Genomic DNA, 17,895 nt, shown 5'->3' with positions numbered 1-17,895 from the left:
GTCCGGCGCCGGCCACGCCGGGCTCGCCCAGGTGAGTGCCATCCTGGCGGTCTCAGATCTGGCAGCAGCCGTCGAAGAAGGCATGGCAGCCGGTGCCACCGTGGTGATGCCGGCGCAGCCCACCCCCAACGGGCGGGGCTCCGCCGCGGAATCGAGGGCGGCGGGGCCCAGCACGGGTGACGCGTCAGGACGCCGGGACCGGCTTTTCCGGCGCCAGGGAATTGCCCGCGGGGATGCGGCCGCAGTCGGACGGGGCGTTCCTGCCCTCGAAGCGGTCGCTCAGCCAGCTCATTGCGGCGGGCGCCCAGACGACGGGCACGCCGACGTGACTCAGCAGGTCGAACTGCTGGTACCTGATGGCTCCGTTGCCGGTCGAGCAGTACTGCCGGGCGAGTGCCCGCACGTCCCCGGCGACCATCACCCCGTCGCCCGTGCCGATGCCGGGCCGGTTGCCGAAGGTCCCTTCGAGGGCTCCCCCGTTGCCCTGCGCGATGAACCCCGGGACGGACGGGGTGGGAGCCGAGCCGAGGTTGATCCTGTTCACGGCCTCCACGAAGGCGGGCACCGAATTCGGGTCGGCGTACTGCGGCTTCGCCAGCTTCTTCCACGTCAGTCCGGGGTAGTGGCCGAGCGCGTCGACGATCGACCCGTCCTCCAGCTGCTTGTACACCTCCAGGCCGTAGCTGTTGAGGTAGGGCTTGAGGTCGATGCCGTACGAGCGGGAGACACCGATGACCGCCATGGGGATGACGCCCGACCACACGAGGGAGCCGTCCACGTACTTGAGGTTGTGTGCCGGGTCCACGAGCAGACCGCCCTCGGCAAAACCCACCAGCTTGCTGTTGACCTCGGGCGCGTAGGACGGTGCCAGCGCTGCGGCCCAGTTGGTCGCGATGGCGCCGCCGGAGTACCCCATCAGGCCGAATCTGGTGTCGGCGTTCATGCCGGTCTCCGCGGACCTGGTCGCGGCGCGGATCGAGTCCAGCGTGTTGGTTCCGTACTCCGGGCCGGCCGCGAAGTTCGCGGTCTGCCCCTCGGTGTCCGGGATCACGACGTTGTAGCCCTGCAGCAGCAGCGGCACCAGGAAGATCACCTCGGCGTTCGCGATGACGCCGCCCAGGGTGAGGTCACCGGCGATGGCCCGGGACGGGCCGTCCTCGGGGTTGAGGGAATCGTAGAACGACTGGTAGGACACCGCCTTGCCGCTGTCGCCCGTCAGACTGCGCACCACCGTGGTCACGTTGGCGGACGGACGGCCTTGGGCGTCGGTCGTGCGGTAGAGCAGCTGGACCGCCTTGACCGGCGTGGGCAGGCCGACGAGGTGGTACTGCAGCGTCCGCGTCTTCAGCACGGTACCCGGCGCGAACGAGGCCAGGGGCTCGCTGCCGGCGTAGGTGTAGAAGGAGTCGCTCGCGGTGACACCGGCCGGCGCGGCCTCGGCGGCCGAGGCCGCCGGAGCGGCGGTCACGGCGAGCGTGGCGACAAGGGCGGCGGCCAGCAGGCGAACAGCGTTTCCGGGCACGGCGGTCCTCCGGTGCGGGTGGGGGCGTGGGGATCCGGTGGAGGATGCGGTCGGGGTCCGAACGCATATGGCGATCCACCGGGCGGGCGTGTTACCAACTAGTAGGTAATGTCCCGGAAACCAGAATGGGGGCGGTACGGGGCCGTGTCTCCAGGGCGAACAACAGAGATTCGTGAGGTGGATTGTGACCGCGTCCAAACCCGCGGAGGACACCCCGGGGCCGCGGTTCGGCGGAGTCCCCGTGGACAAGCGGCTGCTGGCCGCCGCGCCGGTGCTGGCGCCCGCGGTGACGGCCCGGCTCGTCGAGCAGCTGCCCGCCTACGGAGCACTGCCCTCGGAACAGCTCCGCGGCGAGATCACGAAAGAGGTGGACCGCGGGATCCGGGCCTTCATCCAGGTGCTGCGCAGCGGTGAGCTGCCCGCCGAGGCCGAACTGGCAAGGATCAGCGAGTCATCGGCCCGGCGCGCTGACGAGGGCGTGCCGCTGGAGGCCGTTGTCGGCGCCTACCACGTCGGGGCCGAGGAGTGCACGGCCCAGGTCCTCGCGGCGGCCGAGCCGGGCGATCTGGCGGACGTGCTCCTGGTCCAGCGGCGACTGCTGGGCTACCTCCGGCAGGTGAGCTGCGCGGTCGCGGCAGGGTACGTGCAGGAGCGGCAAGCGGCCCTCGGCGATGAGCAGGTCGCCCGGCAGTCCCTGCTGTCCCGGCTGCTGGAGGGCGGGAACCCGCAGGCCGCGGCAGACCGCGCCGGCATCCGGCTGCCCCCTTCCTACCTCGTCCTGGCCGTCGCCATGGGGCCGCACCCGGATGAGCTGCTGCCCGGCGTGAACCACGCTGTCGCCGCTCGCCGCAAACTCCGGCGGCTGCGCAACGAATTGCAGCGCCAGTCAGCGGGTGTCGCCCTGTCCGTACTGTCCGGCGACGGCGGGCTGGTGCTGATCCCGTACGAGACGCCGGCCGCCGACTTCGCCGCTGCGGACCGGGATCGGCTCACCCGGCTCGTCGAGCAGCTCAGCCTGATGTGCGGTGCCGAGCTGCTGGTGGCGGCTGCCGCCGCCGTTCCGCACGGTGTCGCGGACGCCGCCCTGCTGGTCAGCGAGGTACGCAAGGTCGTCGAGGCCGCAGGCCGGAGGCCCGGCCTCTACCTGCTCGACGACGTGCTGCTGGAGTACCAGCTGAGCCGCCCGAGCCCGGCCAGGGACCGACTTGCCGCACTGCTCGCGCCGCTGGCAGAGCGCACGGAGCTGCTGGGCACACTGCGCGCCTTCCTCGCCTGCGGCCTGGACCGGCGCCGGGCCGCCGCCCGGCTCCAGGTCCACCCCAACACGGTCGACTACCGCCTGCGCAAGGCGGCGGAGCTCACTGGCCTGGACGCGGCCCGGGGCACCGACCTGCTGACGCTGCACGCCGCGCTGGCCGCCCACGAATCAGTACGGCAGGACAGGCCCGACACCAGCTGACGGGAGGCGGACGGGGCCCACTGACCGGTGAGGCCGTCAGCGGCTCGGCCTCCCTCACAGGTCACGCGGCCTGAAGGATCGCGGCCTCTCCTGGCTGCCCCGGTACAGGCGGGCAGAGCTCAGAGGGTGGTCTGACTCGGCGGGCGCAGCAGCGCAGGGGCGCCGCCGGCACCGGTTCCCGGGAGGCCGAAGCCGCTTCCGCGAGGCAGGCTGTTCCCATGAGGTCGCTTCCTCGCTCACCTGTCCGGCCGGGAGCATCCTCGCGACCGAGAGCGGACGGTCACGGCGAGGTCCTGTTCAGGCTGGCGCAGTGTGCGCCCTTCGCGATCGCGCTGGGCGTGCTGGCCATCGAGCTCTCGCCCGCGCACGTTCTGGTCACCGGTCCCGTCCTCACCACGACGCCGGCGCTGGCCGCGCTGACGATGGGCCCGGTGGGCACGCTGTCGGCGGCAGCCCTCGCCGTGGGTGTGAACGCGACCTCCGCGACCTATAACCAGTCATGGGGGACACAGACGCAGCTGATCATCGGCAACTTCCTGGGAATCATCGTGGTGTCCGTGGCCGGCGTCATCCTGAGTAACGCAGTGCGCACGCGCAGGCAGAACGAGCTCGACCAGGTTCGCCGGATCGCCGTGGCGGCCCAGGAGGTGGTCCTGCGACCGGTCCCCAAGCAGCTGGGCCCTCTGCGGGCGGCCAGCTTGTGCCTGGCGGCCGGGACGGGGGCACAGGTGGGCGGCGATCTGTACGAGGCCGTGCAGACGCGCTATGGCGTCCGCCTGATCGTGGGGGACGTCCGGGGGAAGGGCCTGTCCGCCATACGCGCGGTTGCGGTGGCACTGGGAGCGTTCCGGGAGGCCGTTCACTACGAGGACCAGCTGCAGCAGGTCATGAGCCATTGCGAGGCCGCTCTGCGGCGGGAGTCCGCCGTACCGGGTACCTACTCTCAGGCGGAACTTCCCGAAGTCCTCATGGAGGGATTCACCACCGCGCTCATCGCCCAGGTATCGGATGAACAGGTGGTGCGCCTGGTCAATCGCGGCCATCCGCCTCCGCTGGTGCTGCACCAGGGCAGGGTTCAGGCCCTGATGCCCGCCTCGCCACAGCCGCCGCTCGGTCTCGAAGACCTCGTCACCGGCCCTCCTGCCAAGCCCGACAACTACCCGTTCCTGCCCGGTGACCGGCTGCTGCTCTACACCGACGGCGTGATCGAAGCCCGCAACCGTGACAACGACTTCCTCCCTCTGCCCGAGACCATGGAGCAGATACCCGGCAGCACCTCCCCACAGGAGTTCCTGGAGGAACTGCACAAGGCATTGATCCGACACACCGACGGCCGCTTGACGGACGACGTGGCGATGATCCTCATCGACCGGCTCGCATGAAGAAGAAGGCCGGCCCATCGCGCGCGGGCCCCCACCCTCTGCGTCAGTCGCTCGCGCGGCGCCGGGGGATCTCGGCCCACACCTGCTTGCCGCCGCTGAGCGGCACCGAGCCCCAGGCCACCGTCGTCGCCTCGACGATGAGCAGCCCTCGACCGCCCGTCGACTCCCAGTCCACCGACACCGGCTTGACGGGGGTGCGCGGCGACGCATCGTTCACGGCGATCCGCAGCCGGTCCGTCGACAGGGTCAGGTCCATCCCCACCTCGCCCTGGGTGTGAACGATGGCGTTGGTGACCAGCTCGGACACCACCAGCAGTGCCTCGTCGAGTTCCTCCACCACTCCCCAGGACCGCAGCGTGCGCGCGGCGAAGCGACGCGCGTGCATGACCGCCTTGGGCAGCCGCCACACCGTCCAGTGGCTCCGCAGCGGCCGGTCCCCCGTGCCGTCGTAGCGCAGCAACAGCAAGGCCACATCGTCGTCGCGACGGCTCACAGCGACGACCAGCTCGTCGGCCACTCCTCCGGCATCGACCGGGTCGGCCGCGGCGAGCACATCGCGCACCCGCTGCATGCCCTCCTCCAGGGGAAGCCCGGCGGACTCGACCAGGCCGTCCGTCAGCAGAACGAGCAGGGTTCCGGGGAGCAACCCCACCTCGGTCATGGGGAATTCGGCATCGGCAAGCACACCCAGTGGAGGCCCGCCCTCGACCGTCATCTCCTCGGTGACGCCGTCGGGATGGCGAAGGATCGGCGGCAGATGTCCGGCCCGTACGACCCTGGCGATGCCCTCCTCCATGTCGAGGTCCACGTATCCGCAGGTGGCGAACAGATCCGTCTCCATGCCGACGAGCAGCCGGTTGGCCCGCGCGACCACCACATCGGGCGGGTGGCCCTCCACCGCGTAGGCCCTGACCGCCGTACGCATCTGGCCCATGATGGTGGCGGCTCCCGCGCTGTGCCCCTGGACATCCCCGATGACGAACGCCACATGAACGTCGCTGAGAGGAATGACGTCGTACCAGTCGCCGCCAACCTCGAGTCCCGCCGTCGCGGGCAGGTAGCGGGCGACAGCGACCCCGCCCGGCAGTTCCGGGAGCTTGCGGGGCAGCAGACTGCGCTGGAGCATGGTGGCGAGTTCGTGGCCCGCGTCCAGTGCGTGGGCGCGCACCAGAGCCTGCCCCGCCAGCCCGGCGGTCACGGTCAGCAGCGACCGCTCCTCGGGGCCGAAGCGGTGATCCGCGTCCCACCCCACCAGGCACACCCCGACCGTCCCGCCGTCGGCGGGCAGCGGCAGCACCGCCAGACCACCGGGCCCGATGCCCAGAAGTCCCGTCTCGATGGCCGCGCCCGGGGGCCAGAGACTCATATGCCCCCCACGTAGCGCGCCCTGCAGGGTGGGCAGCTCACTGAGCGACACGTCGGGCCACTCGGACCGCCATTCCGAGCGCCAGACCTCGGGCCAGGCATCGGGCTCCGGAGGCTCCAGGGCGGTGACTCTGAGCCGCTCGGGCTCCAGTTCGCCAACCGCGACCCGGGAGGCGCCGAGCGGCTCGCGCAGGGCGGTCAGCACCAGGCGGCTGACCTCTCGGACGGTCACTGCTCCCGCCAGCGTGGCCGACAGCCGCTGCACGAGGGAGACCTCGTCGGCGCTGGGCCGCAAGTAGGTGGCATCGGCCACCACACCCAGGACGCGCCGCGGTGTGCCGCCGGAGTCCACCTCCACACGGCAACGCAGCCCCAGCCAGCGCAGCTCGCCGTTCGGGCGGCGGACGCGGAATGCCAGCTGCTGTCCGCCGGGGGCCAGCCGTTCCGGCTCCACGATCGCCATCAGCGCGGGCATGTCGTCGGGAACGGCGCAGGCAAGCAGGGTCTCCACCTGCCCGTCGAACTGCTCAGGAGGCAGACCGAGCAGTTCCAGCACATGCGCGTGGGCCCCCAAGCGGCCGGTTCTCAATTCCAGGATGAACGCCCCGCCTTGGTGAGGCACCAGGGACTGACGCAGGTGCGCCTGCGGGGCTTCGCGTCCGGCCGAGCGAGCGGCGACCGATTCGAGTCCCGCAGCCACCTGGTCGGCGTAGAGCTCCAGAAGGCTGCGGTCGTCGGCGCTGAAACCGTCCCCGACGTCGCCGGCGACGATCAGGCACCCGAGCTCCCGGTCACCGTGCCCCAGTGGCAGCGCGCCCAGCGAGATCCTGGCCGGTGAGTGGGGGTCACCGTCCCGAATCCGGGTGGGAAAGTGGTGGGGATCATCCTCGATGAATGTGGCAAGTTCCTTGGGAGTCAGCCACAACGGGCGGCCGGAGCGAAAGGCGTCAGCTGCCGGCGAGTGGCCGGCCACGGCGAGGATCGCGGGCAGCCCGTAGAGGACGCCTCGGTTTCCGGTCAGCTCGGCCAGGTGGAGTTCCCTGTTCTGGTCGGCGGCCACATAGACAGCGGCAAGCTCAGCCCCGCAAAACGCAAAGCGACGTCTGGTCACTGTCCGTATCACCTCCTCCCGAAGGCATACTGCCGACCGCTTCTCTCCATGCTGTCCCGCCCGGGGCCCTTCGGGCGAGTCGAGCGCCCACCGAGGTAGCCGCCCAGCCGTTCCGAAGGAATCGGGAGCGCCATGGGTCAGGGCGACTCGCACAACGCCCCAGTCGAGGTCGGCGGGCGCGCCGGTCACGGCCTCGCCGGTGCACCCGATCGATTCGAAGATGCCGCTGAGGGTGCCGACGCAGCGTCCTCATCTCCTCGGACGTCGCCTCTGGGCGCCCGGTCCGATTCCTGGAGCGGACGAGTGCGTCGCAGGCCGGCTCGGGTCAGACCGGCACAGCTGGACCCTGGACGGGGAGCGATACGAGACGGCCTACAGCGGGGACTACGACCACTTCGGCGTGAGAACACGGGCCTGGCAGGATCCCGCGCGAGGCGGCTGGTACTTCGAATGGCTCGGAGAGCGCGTGTCGAAACCGTGCCGAGGCCTGATCCATACAGATGGAAGTGTCGGCACTGACTGGAACGGCAGCGGTCCCTACTCCCCGTCGCCCCCTCGGTGACCCACCTGATCGAGTCCCATGCCCTCACCGACGCCGTCTCCGTCTGGCGGCCCTGGCCTGCCGGCGGTTCCGCCGCCTCGGCCGCCGAGATTCTCGACGGACTCGTCCACATACCGGAAGCCTCGTGGGAAAGCTCGCGATGGCGGCTGTCTGACTCAGTCGCGGTCTTCGACAGCGAAAGCTGGGACCGCGAGAATCCGAGTCGTCGTGTGCGCATCTGGTCGCGGGACGCGGTCGGCCACCGTCAGGTCCAGGAGGCTTTCGAGAGTCAATGAGCGAGATCTCGACATCTCGGGATGTTGCCCAACGGCTCGGTCGGTCTTGGAAGCCGTTGCCATACCGATCCTGGAGTGTGTCGATCGATCGGATGATCGCGGGCCTTGCCCGACATGAGAGCAGAGCCTGGCGGTATGCGGGGAAAATCCAGGGGAGCGGACGGCCGCGCGCTGGTACGGTCGGGCGCCATGAGCTGGCTTCCCGATGACTTCGTCCACCCCGTCCTGGTACCGCTGCCGGGCGGTGGTCATCACCTGCGGCCGATCCGGGAGGTGGACACCCCGCTCGACTATCCGGCTGTGATGGGTTCGCGCGAGCGGCTGTGGACCATTTTCGGCCCGGCCTGGGGCTGGCCCGCGGACACCATGACCTACGAGGCCGACCAGGCCGACCTGTTGCGGCACGAGAAGGAGATCGCCGCGCACCAGTCCTTCAACTACGCGCTGTTCGACGCGGCGGAGACAGTTCTGCTCGGCTGTGTCTACATCGACCCGCCGGAGAGGGCCGGCGCGGACGGCGAGATCTCCTGGTGGGTGGTGGACGAGCTGGTGGGCAGCAACGTCGAGCAGGCCCTCGATGCGCTGGTGCCGCAGTGGATCGCCGCCGACTGGCCGTTCGAGCAGCCGCGCTTCCTCGGCCGTGAGATCTCCTGGTCTAACTGGCTCGCCCTGCCGCAGCATCCCGACGAGCAATGATCGATACCTGTGGATCGGCCTGACGGAAGGGGGCGTACCTTCCTGATGGATCGATAGGTCATCGAGATAGGCCGACGTTGGCGCGTCGGTCAGGAAGGCACGCCCTGTGCTGACGGTAGTTGCTGGGGACGGTGCGACGCGAAACGACGTGTCGCTGTTGGACGACATCGTGCGGGAGGGTGCCCGGCGGATGTTGGCTGCGGCCCTGGAGGCCGAGGTCAGCGCATATCTGGCCGAGCTGGCCGGCGAACGGGACGCCGACGGCCGGCGCCTGGTGGTGCGCAACGGCTTCCACGCGCCGAGGAAGGTGACGACCAGCGCCGGGTCGATCGAGGTGAAGGCCCCACGGGTCAACGACAAGCGCGTCGATGTAGCCACTGGTGAGCGGAAGCGGTTCTCCTCGGCGATCCTGCCACCGTGGGCCCGGAAGTCTCCGAAGATCTCTGAGGTGTTGCCGCTTGCTGTATCTGCACGGGCTGTCGACCGGGGATTTCGTGCCGGCGCTGGAGCAGTTCCTGGGCAGCTCGGCCGGGCTGTCGGCGGCGACGATCAGCCGACTGACGGTGCAGTGGCAGGCCGACCACGAGGCGTTCGGCAAGCGTGACCTGTCCGGCTCGGACTATGTCTATGTATGGGCCGACGGCGTGCATCTGAAGATCCGGCTGGAGGAGGCCAAGGCCGCGGTGCTGGTCCTGATGGGTGTCCGTGCCGATGGTCGCAAAGAGCTGATAGCCATCGCCGACGGCTACCGGGAGTCCGGCGAGGCCTGGGCCGGGCTGTTGCGCGATTGCGCCCGGCGCGGGATGCGGGCCCCGGTCCTGGCCGTCGGCGACGGGGCGCTGGGGTTCTGGAACGGGCTGCGCGAGGTATTCCCCGAGACCCGGGAACAGCGGTGTTGGGTTCACAAAACGGCCAACGTTCTTGATGCGCTTCCGAAGTCGGCGCAGTCCGCGGCCAAGCGCGCCGTGCAGGACATCTACAACGCCGAGGACAAGGACCTGGCCAGGGCCGCCATCAGAGGATTCGAGAAACAATACGCTGCGAAATACCCGAAAGTCGCCAAGCGCATCACCGACGATGAGGAAGAGCTGCTGACGTTCTTCGACTACCCGGCAGAGCATTGGGTTCACTTGCGGACCACGAATCCCATCGAGTCCACCTTCGCCACGGTCAGGTTGCGCACCAAGGTCACCAAGGGTGCAGGCAGCCGGGCCGCAGCCCTGGGCATGGTGTTCAAGCTCATCGAGTCCGCCCAGGCTCGCTGGCGCGCGGTCAACGCGCCTCACCTGGTCGCCTTGGTCCGCGCCGGTGCCCGCTTCGAGAAGGGAGTACTCGTCGAGCGCGAGGAAGTCTCAGCAGCCTGAGCTACGTCATGATCAGAGGAATCGACAACTGCACGTTCATAGTCGACCTCATACGGGGGGTCGACCGCGTCCGAGCAGTCCGCTCAACTCGCCGGCGAGGGCGACCGCGGCCTCGATCTCGGCTTTGCGGATCGACACGCTCTCCACGAGGAAGCCGAAGGGCATGCCGAGCTTGCGGCAGAAGGCGATCAGGTCCCGGGCGTTGGTCAAGCAGTGCTCGTACGATTCGGCCAGGGTGTCGTCGGCGTGGAGCAGTGAGTTCGTGATCCAGCGGGGGACGTCGACCCCGAGCCATTTGAGGAACGTCAGCGTCTTCACCGAGCCGCACACCGAGAGCGTGAACAGGACGGGCTTGGGTGCGAGCCTCCGCTCGCGGCAGGCATAGTAGTAGTCGGAGACCATGCTCTTCACTGCGTCGGCGTTGTAGATGACCTGCGAGATGAAATACGTGCATCCCGCCTCCTGCTTGGCGAGCAAACGCAGATGTTCGTCGGGCCGCTCGGTGATGGCGACGCCACCGAGCAGCAGGTCCGGGCGGACGTCGCGGCGTAGGACCTGCGCCGCGGACAGTCGGGTCCGCACCGTCTTATCTTTCGAGGCCGCACCGACGAAGACGCCGAGCACTCGGTCCGTGTCGGCCATCTGCAGCCAGGTCCGCAGCTCCGCCTCGGCGTACTTGCCGACACACCGGTAGATAACCGCGGGGCGGTTCCACTCGCTGAGGTATTCCGCGTGGTAGACGGCGGGGTCCATGGTCGGCAGGTACGGAAACGGTCGCTCCGCAGGATTGCGGTCGCTCTCGTCGTCGATGTCGTAGAGCGCCAAACCGTCCACGTCGAGGAAGCCCAACCGTGCCAACGTGGCCGCGGTAATCTCCCGGACCCGCTCGGGAGCGGTGCTCAGACGCGGCGGTGTGATGCCGAACAGCAGGATGCCGCTCTCGGCGTCGGTCACCAGCGTCCGGAGAGCCGTGCTGTCTCTGTGGTCGACCATGTCGCGGAAGCTACCAGCTCATTCACCAGGCAGCAGGCGAATGTCACTCTGTGAGACCGGGTTCGGCCACTCTCGCCCGAGGGAACCATGACACGGCTCCGGTGGAACGACCGCGCCGATCAGATCCACAGGATTTGACAGTAACTCCATCCCGACACGTAAGTGGTTGTCACCCGTACCGATCTCGAAGGCTGTCGATCGAACGGGAGTCTCGATCGGGTGACTGCGGCGGTTTCCGCGCGCTCACACAGCCTTGTCACCCAAACTCTATGGGTGACATCCATGCGCGCTCCCGCTGATCAGCAAGACGCGACCATCCAGCCAGAAATGGCCGAAACGCACGCCCCGGCCCCGCAGACCTCCAAAGGCCCCACCCGACCCAGCCGGTCGACTGTGCCCCACCCTGCGCGACAAGGCCACCGTGCCGCCGCCGGCCGCCAAGACCGGCGGCACGAGGTTCGCCGCCACAGCTGACCGGCTGCACGCCGTGAGCCCCGGCGACAGCGGCGTCTACGAATACACCGGCCAGCCCGGCTCATGGATCCGCATCGGCTGCCCGGTCGCGCGCTGACCGGCATCACCCCGCACCTCCCACACTGGCCGCACTCGACGCGCCGGACCGGTCGGGTGACTGGTTGCGTCTTCGGCGTGACGCCTCGTTGTGCGGGCAGGCGACTCAGTGGAGATCCTCATGCGTAGGACAGTCCTCGTGATGGCGCTCGCCGCCACCGGCTCCGTGGCGGTGCCGGCGGTGGCGGTGGCGGTGGCGGTGGACAGCTACCAGCACGGACACGGCCGGGGCGCTTTGAAGGTGACCGGCCTGACCGACGACCAGCGCCTGGTGTCCTTCCGGGCCGACGACCCCGACTGGGTCTCCTCGGCCGGGACCGTCACTGGTCTCGCAGGCGACACGCAGTTGGTCGGGATCGACTACCGCCTCCAGAACGGCCTCCTCTACGGTGTCGGCAACGCCGGCGGCATCTACACCCTCGACACAGGCAACGCCGTAGCGACGAAGGTGTCCCAGCTGAGCATCGCGCTCCACGGCGCCGCTTTCGGCGTCGACTTCAACCCGGCCGCCGATCGGCTGCGGATCATCAGCGACATTGGGCAGAACCTGCGCCACAACGTCAACGTGCCCACTGGCGCAACCCTCGCCGACACCCCGCTCACCGGCGCGGCCCGGGAAACCGGCGCGTTCCCCGCCGACTACCAGGTCTTCGACGTCGCCCTGCCCCTGAACCAGAAGTAGCCTCGCCCCCGCCCCGACACCCGCCGGGTGCCGTTCCGGGTGGCCATGGCACTCCGGGGTGCCACGGCCGACAGCTTTCCGCGAGGGCATTTCGGGCGCGGGGCGTGGGCTCCGGCGCCAGGGACCTGGCGCTCGGCGGAAAGGATTGACAGCGCGGGAATGAGAACGTGTCCGCCACCGCGGACGCGCTCCCAGGCCGACTGTCCGGTGCGCTGGACCTGCTTCCTCGGTGATGGTCGTCCCGCGTTCCTGAGCGAGACCGCTCAGGCGACCCTTACCAGCGGGGCGGGCGCGGACAGCCAGTTGGCGACCAGGACCTCAATGACCTGCCCATGGGTGAAATGCGCGATCTCACGCACCGGGCAGAGCCCGTCAACAATCCCGGCCACGCCCAGCCGGCGCAGAAACTCGGCAGAGGCAGGCCGAGCGCCCAGACACCTCTCCACCACCGGCGCGATCTCCACGTTCATCCGTCGACGAAGCACCCGCGGCCGCTCGGCACGCGAAATCATCGACACATCACATCAACGAGCAGACCAGCCATCCGGCACCGCACGGGCCCCGCTCCAACCGAACGAGACACGTGCGAAATCCGTCTCTAGAGGTCCAGCTTGAGCGTGGTCAGCTCGCGCAGCGCCCGGACGGGTAGGAGCAGCCCGCCGTTCTCGCTCGTGCTGTAGAGCGCGACCAAGCCGACCAGTGAACCCGAACTGGAGAAGGCAGGCGCGCCTATCAGCCCTGGCGCTACTTCACCCGATACCCGAAGCCAGTCTCCCGAGCGGCCCTTGACATCGAGAACGCAGGAGTAGGCTCCGTACTCCGGTACGTGAGCGCTCGCCATCAGTTGTGTGCCCGGCATGACGCGCGAGTCGTAGTTCCACGGCCGATCGGGGAAGGGAACCGGCTCGCTCAGGCGGAGAACCACCAGGCGGAGCGTCCTGGAGCCGCCGGGGCTGGGAACAGTGGAGTGCTTCTCGACCAGCGTGCCCTGTACTGACTTCTCGCCAATGATGACTTTCACCGGCGCCGCGGGGCTGAAGAGTTCGGGCCTATTTTTAGTCGAGCCCAAGGCGATGACCGTTTCCCTGTCGAAGAGCAGGCCGTTACCGATGTCTCCTTCGGCGTCCTGGATCCGTACGCTCACGGAGGAGACGAATTCCTCGTCGACCTGCCAGCTGTCGGTGAACACGGTGACGCCACCGTTGACATGCCCGAACTGAATGGTTGGGGACGATTCACGTCCGGCCGGCATGCTCTGGAGGCTGAGACCGCCGTCGATCTGTTCCTGCGGCGCCGGCAGGAGAGGTGCCCCGTTGCGCGTGGCGGTCTTCTCGGCCTCGGCCAGCTCCCGCTCCAGCCGTTCGCAGCGCTCCTCGGCTTCGCGGTGCAGGGCCCGTACGCGGGCCAACTCTTCCTTCAGGTCGCGGATCTCTGCGCGTAGCCAGGCCTGCTCGTCCCTTGGCCCGCCATCGGCATCAGCACCACCATCGACTGAACCCGTTGAAGCCGTGCCGGCCTGAAGCTCTCGATAGCGCATCTCCAGGTCCCTGATGCGGTGTTCGCGGTCTTCGAGGGTGTCTTCCAGCCAGCGTTCACGGGAGAGCGCGCTCTGGGCTTCCCGGTCGGCTGCGGCAAGTTTCCGCTCCAGCAGCTCCACCTTGTGGACTGGGCTGTTGCCGGTCTGCCAGGCCGCGGTATGCAGCGTGCGGAGCATGCCGATGGTCTCCTTGGTGGGTGCGGTCCCTCGCGACTCGGCGACATCGTGGAGGAGGTTGAGGACGAACTCCCACCGCGGTAGGCGCTGCCCGCTGAGGTAGCGGGAGACAGTGGAGGAGTCGTACGCCCGGCGGGCCGCGTACCGACGGATCGAAACGCCCAGGCCTGAGAAGAGGTCACGCAGCGCCTGCGCGAGGGCAGCTGTCTCAGATGGCAACCCGTCATGAACCGGTTTCAGTTCACTCTCCAAGTTCCGCGCCTCGCCTTCGTGCCGTTGCGTGTTGCCGGTATCCCGGCAGCGCTGCTGCACCTGCCGCAGCACCCCGTATCAAGGCCAGTCTGTCCTCAGAACGGCACGGACGCCGCCCGAACCAGGAACGGGGACACCACAATGAGGCAGCGCACCAATCGGGTCCACGACCTCGTCGTCTTTCTCGCTGTGCTGGGCACGGCAGCGGTGCTCATGCTGCGCGGGGTGACACCGGAGTCGCTGGCGACGATCGCCGTGGCTGTATCCGGTCTCTACTCTGCCTGGCGCGGCAGCGGCGGAGCCGACGGCGGCGGGCCGCCGCAACCACCCTCCGTAACCTGACGCGAGGGCCTGGCCTTGGCGCAGTCCCCGCTTCCATGACCGTTGGCGGTGTTGGCCCTTATGCGCCCAAGTACTACGCCAGGGCCCTCAAGGACCTCCCGATCGGGCAGGCCAAGAATCCTCAGTCGCCCCTCGAGTTACATGGCCGGCTGATCAAGGAGGCGGCACCCGACTGGCAGAAGGCGGTGGCGCCCTTGGAGACGAACGTGGTCATGTTCATGTGCTTGCTGTAGCGGTACGTCATGAGCGGGCTGCCGCTGACCAGCTCCTTGTACATCACGGCGGCGCGACCGGTGAGGTGCCAGCGGACCGGGGTGAAGTCGGCCTTGGTGAATTGGATGACCGCGTCGCGCCGGCCGAGGCTGAGCGGTTGGTGGAAATAGCCGAAGCGGAACGGCTTGACGGACTTGCCGCGTACCAGCCTGGCGATGGTGTCGGCGGTGTACTGGGCGGTTGGCAGCCCGCTCTGGCAGGAGCCGTGGAGCTGTCCCCAGGTCATGCGGACGGAAGCGGCGTCGCCGACGGCGTGGATGTCCGGGTGGGACACTGATCGCAGCGTGGCGTCGGTCAGGATCAGTCCGCGGTCGTCGGTGGCGATCTTCGAGTCGGTGGCGAGCGGCGACACCTTGACGCCGGTGGTCCACAGGCAGGCGTCGGAGCGGATCGTGCGGCCGTCGGTCAACTGGACGGCATCGGCCAGCACCCGGGCGACACGGACGCCGGACGTCACGGTGATACCGAGGCGGTCCAGCGCGCGGCGCAGGTAAGCGCGGGCCTTGTCGCCCATCATCGCGCCGGGATCCTCCGTGCTGATCAGGGTCACGTTCAGGCCGGGATGGGCCTCCGCGAGCTCGGTGGCCGCCTCGATGCCGGTCAGGCCGCCGCCGCAGACGGTGACGGTACCGCCGGACCGCGCGAGCTCGGCGGCACGCGCGGCGAAGCGGCCGGCGATCTCCGGGCTGTTCAGAGTGAACGCGTAGACGTCGGCGCCGGGGACGTTGCCGGCGTCGGTCCAGCTGCCCAGCGCGTAAACGAGAGTGTCGTACCGGAGGGAGAGGTGGCCGTCGATGGTGGCGCGCCGGGCTTCGGGATCGATGGCGGTGGCGGTTCCCTGGACGAACGTGACGCCCGTACCGGCGAGCAGGTCGGAGATCCGGTGGTCGGCCAGCTCCTGCCCGGCGGCGATCTGGTGCATGCGCAGCCGCTCCACGAACCGGCTCGACGGGTTGACCAGCGTGATCTCGGTCCCGGTGCGGCGGGTGCGGTGGGCCAGCCGGATGGCGGTGAACATACCCGTGTAGCCGGCGCCGAGGACGACGATGCGGTGGTTCGAGTTCATCTTGTGCGCTCCGTTGGTTCGTCGTGATTGCGGGGACAACCACGGGACAAGCGAGGGCGCGGTGGCGTGACAGCCTTGGATGTGACCTGCGTCATGCGGCAGGCTCTGTGGGTGACGCGGCAGGCCGGGCCGACGCGCCAACGGAGCCGACAGCTCCTTCTGTGCTCACGCCAAAGAGCGGGGCTCCCGGCCGAGTGGCCTGAGCCCCGCTCTCACATATCGCCTGGCGCCAGGTCAGACCCGGCGGGTCAGCCGGGCGCCGCCGTTACGGAAGCGCGCCTGGCCGTCACGGATGTCGTGGTAGGAGACCAGTAGCAGGCGCAGGTACCCGTCGAACGCCTCCAGCGGATACCCCGCCGGTGCGAACAGGCCCGGCCGGATCGACACGAGGCGCTGCGGCGGGGCGGAGGTCATTCCGCCGGCGAACTGGGTGAAGATGCGGAGCTGGTTCGAGCGGTAGGTGCCCACGTACGGGTTGAGGTCGATGGCGGCGCCGTCGGCCGGTTCGGTGACCAGCGTGGGGACCTTCACGCCCAGGTGTTCGGTGAGCAGCCACTGCAGCATCTGGTCCTGGAGCATGATCGCTGCCGGGTTGTTGCCGAACCCGGTGAAGACCAGGTCGTACTCGGGCAGCACACACAGCAGGGACACTCCGCCCGGCGAGGCGCCCGACATGGCCAGGACGGTGGTGTCGCCGAACGGGTAGCGCACCCAGCCCAGGTCGATCGGCGGAGTGTTCGGGGTGCCCATGTCGAAAGCCACCTGCTGCATCAGCGGGCGGTGCCGATCGGGGTGCCGCCGGCCGGCCCCCAGGTTTCGGGCAGCGTGAACATGCTGGTGGGCCTGGCCGCCGTGCCGTCCGGGGCCGGGAAGTGGCCGACCGCGGTGCTGCGCAGGATGGCTTCCTCGGCCGAGGTGCTGGAGTGCGTCATGCCGACCGGTGTGTAGACCTCGCGCCCCAGGAGCTCGGGGAAGGACAGGCCGGTCACCACCTCCAGCAGGCGGCCCGCCACGATCATGCCGCCGTTGGAGTAGCTGAGCTGCTCGCCGGGCTCGAACAGGACGCCGCAGCTGCCCGCGAGCCCTTCGACGTAGGACTTCAGGGCGTCACGGCCCTTGGCCTCGGGGAAGAACAGGTCCGCGTCGATACCGCTGGTGTGCGAGACCAGGTGCCGGACCAGGATCTTGTCCGCCGCGCCAGGTGCGGCCAGGGCCAACTCGGGCAGGTACCGGCACCGCCGGGGCGTCAAGGCCCAAGGCCCCGCGCTCGACCTGCTGGAGCACCAGCGTGGTCGTCAGGACCTTGGTGACCGAGCCGAACAGGAACCCGGTGTCCTCCATCATCGGCGCGCCCGTGGCGGTGTTCGCGATGCCGTGCGCCACGACCACCTGCTCACCGGCGTGATAGACACCGGCTACGAACCCGCGGACCTGGCTGGACTCACAGTAACGGTGTCGTGCGCGACTGAGGTTGGGGCGTGCTGGCCTGGTGGGTTGGCTGGTGGGGGATTACCGTTCTGCGGCGCGGTCGGAGACGAGGCCGGCGATGGCCAGGTGGGTCTGGTCGTAGTACTCGCGGCGGCCGAGGTATCGCTGGAGAGGCCGCCACTGCTTGTGCTCGGCGTTAGCGTGCTCGACACAGATCCGCTCCGAAGACTGCTGCTTGCGGGCCTCCTCCCACACGGTGACCTCCTCGGCCGACGCGTCCTTGGCGGGCTTCTTCGGCGGCGCTTGGACCTGGTCGGGAAACCGTTTGGCCAGGCCCCGGTATCCGGCATCCACCTTGGCCTTGACCTGCGGGTACTGCTCGAAGAGGGCCTCGATGCCCTCGGTCTTGACCGCCGTCTGATCATGCATACGGCCCGGCCGGATGGCGCCGGTCCACAGGGTGCGGCCCTGTCCGTCGGTGACGACGGTGGCCTCCTTGGTGTTCTGCCGCATCTTGCCGGACACGAACGCACGCCGGCCGGGCCGGCCCGCCTTCGGACGCCGCACCCGTACCACGGTGCCGTCCAGCCGCAGCTCCACCCCCTTCGCACCGGCGTAAGCGAAGACATCGGCCAGCGTGTGCAGCCGCAGTCCCGCCTCGCCGGGGACCGCGAAGCCACGCGCCGCCAGCAGCGGGCGGATCTCGTGGACGGCCCGGGTGACGGTGGAGCGGTCCACGCCGTAGAAGACGGCGAGAGCGGCGTGCGGAAGCTGGAAGCGAAGGATGACCAGCGTCGCGATCACCCGGTCGGTGAAGACCAGTTGGTGGCTGGGCCCGC

Annotated in this window: 15 protein-coding genes and 2 pseudogenes; 7 read left to right on the top strand and 10 right to left on the bottom strand. The window is 69.1% G+C overall.

The features are described from left to right. Window positions 1–184: 184 nt before the first annotated feature. A complete protein-coding gene (locus tag AB0O21_RS35745) occupies window positions 185–1,522 on the bottom strand; it encodes a lipase family protein (protein ID WP_365178597.1) in 1,338 nt (445 codons plus the stop codon). A gap of 184 nt (window positions 1,523–1,706) precedes the next feature. Here AB0O21_RS35745 and AB0O21_RS35740 point away from each other — a divergent pair, with 184 nt between their 5' ends. Further along, complete coding sequence (locus AB0O21_RS35740) at window positions 1,707–2,981, top strand: helix-turn-helix domain-containing protein (RefSeq protein WP_365178594.1); 1,275 nt, start codon at window positions 1,707–1,709, stop codon at window positions 2,979–2,981. Between the two features lie 338 nt (window positions 2,982–3,319). After that, entirely contained in the window at window positions 3,320–4,363 is a 1,044-nt protein-coding gene (locus tag AB0O21_RS35735; protein WP_365178591.1) for a PP2C family protein-serine/threonine phosphatase, read from the top strand. Window positions 4,364–4,406: 43 nt separating this feature from the next. On the opposite strand, the gene AB0O21_RS35730 is transcribed toward AB0O21_RS35735, so the two are convergent. Further along, window positions 4,407–6,839, bottom strand: coding sequence for a SpoIIE family protein phosphatase (locus AB0O21_RS35730; protein ID WP_365178654.1), 2,433 nt, complete (start codon window positions 6,837–6,839; stop codon window positions 4,407–4,409). 558 nt (window positions 6,840–7,397) lie between these two features. Between AB0O21_RS35730 and AB0O21_RS35725 the strand changes: the two genes are divergently transcribed. The 3 genes and pseudogenes from AB0O21_RS35725 (at window position 7,398) to AB0O21_RS35715 (ending at window position 9,736) form a co-directional block, all read left to right on the top strand. Beyond that, a complete protein-coding gene (locus AB0O21_RS35725) occupies window positions 7,398–7,676 on the top strand; it encodes a hypothetical protein (RefSeq protein ID WP_365178588.1) in 279 nt (92 codons plus the stop codon). Between the two features lie 189 nt (window positions 7,677–7,865). Continuing rightward, entirely contained in the window at window positions 7,866–8,372 is a 507-nt protein-coding gene (locus tag AB0O21_RS35720; protein WP_365178585.1) for an N-acetyltransferase, read from the top strand. 106 nt (window positions 8,373–8,478) lie between these two features. Beyond that, window positions 8,479–9,736: pseudogene (locus tag AB0O21_RS35715) on the top strand (IS256 family transposase). Window positions 9,737–9,784: 48 nt separating this feature from the next. On the opposite strand, the gene AB0O21_RS35710 reads toward AB0O21_RS35715, so the two are convergent. Continuing rightward, a complete protein-coding gene (locus AB0O21_RS35710; protein ID WP_365178582.1) occupies window positions 9,785–10,729 on the bottom strand; it encodes a 5,10-methylenetetrahydrofolate reductase in 945 nt (314 codons plus the stop codon). A gap of 691 nt (window positions 10,730–11,420) precedes the next feature. On the opposite strand from AB0O21_RS35710, the gene AB0O21_RS35705 reads away from it, so the two are divergent. Continuing rightward, window positions 11,421–11,981 (top strand): DUF4394 domain-containing protein, encoded by a 561-nt coding sequence (locus AB0O21_RS35705; protein ID WP_365178579.1) that lies wholly within the window; start codon window positions 11,421–11,423, stop codon window positions 11,979–11,981. Between the two features lie 263 nt (window positions 11,982–12,244). Here AB0O21_RS35705 and AB0O21_RS35700 read toward each other — a convergent pair whose 3' ends face one another. Then, window positions 12,245–12,451 (bottom strand): hypothetical protein, encoded by a 207-nt coding sequence (locus AB0O21_RS35700; RefSeq protein WP_365178576.1) that lies wholly within the window; start codon window positions 12,449–12,451, stop codon window positions 12,245–12,247. 128 nt (window positions 12,452–12,579) lie between these two features. Continuing rightward, window positions 12,580–14,019 carry a hypothetical protein gene (locus tag AB0O21_RS35695; RefSeq protein WP_365178573.1) on the bottom strand — a complete coding sequence of 480 codons (1,440 nt, stop codon included), beginning with the start codon at window positions 14,017–14,019 and terminating at the stop codon, window positions 12,580–12,582. 69 nt (window positions 14,020–14,088) lie between these two features. Between AB0O21_RS35695 and AB0O21_RS35690 the strand changes: the two genes are divergently transcribed. Further along, complete coding sequence (locus tag AB0O21_RS35690) at window positions 14,089–14,289, top strand: hypothetical protein (protein ID WP_365178570.1); 201 nt, start codon at window positions 14,089–14,091, stop codon at window positions 14,287–14,289. A 121-nt stretch (window positions 14,290–14,410) separates the two neighbouring features. Here AB0O21_RS35690 and AB0O21_RS35685 read toward each other — a convergent pair whose 3' ends face one another. From AB0O21_RS35685 to AB0O21_RS35665, 5 genes and pseudogenes are all read right to left on the bottom strand, one after another. Next, window positions 14,411–15,628 carry an FAD-dependent oxidoreductase gene (locus AB0O21_RS35685; protein ID WP_365178567.1) on the bottom strand — a complete coding sequence of 406 codons (1,218 nt, stop codon included), beginning with the start codon at window positions 15,626–15,628 and terminating at the stop codon, window positions 14,411–14,413. A 234-nt stretch (window positions 15,629–15,862) separates the two neighbouring features. Further along, window positions 15,863–16,399, bottom strand: a complete 537-nt coding sequence (locus AB0O21_RS35680) for a hypothetical protein (protein ID WP_365178565.1) — start codon at window positions 16,397–16,399, stop codon at window positions 15,863–15,865. Beyond that, the gene (locus AB0O21_RS35675; protein ID WP_365178562.1) at window positions 16,399–16,878 is read right to left on the bottom strand and encodes a serine hydrolase domain-containing protein; all 480 of its coding nucleotides are present in this window, start codon (window positions 16,876–16,878) and stop codon (window positions 16,399–16,401) included. Before AB0O21_RS35675 ends, AB0O21_RS35680 begins: the two co-directional genes overlap by 1 nt. A gap of 46 nt (window positions 16,879–16,924) precedes the next feature. Then, window positions 16,925–17,011: pseudogene (locus AB0O21_RS35670) on the bottom strand (hypothetical protein); the annotation flags it as partial. 126 nt (window positions 17,012–17,137) lie between these two features. Next, a partial coding sequence (locus AB0O21_RS35665) for a transposase family protein (protein ID WP_365178559.1) occupies window positions 17,138–17,895 on the bottom strand: 758 nt, incomplete at its 5' end.

The sequence above is a fragment of the Streptomyces sp. NPDC091371 genome, assembly GCF_040684275.1.
Classification (GTDB): domain Bacteria; phylum Actinomycetota; class Actinomycetes; order Streptomycetales; family Streptomycetaceae; genus Streptomyces.
This window is presented reverse-complemented; position numbering and strand designations above follow the sequence as displayed.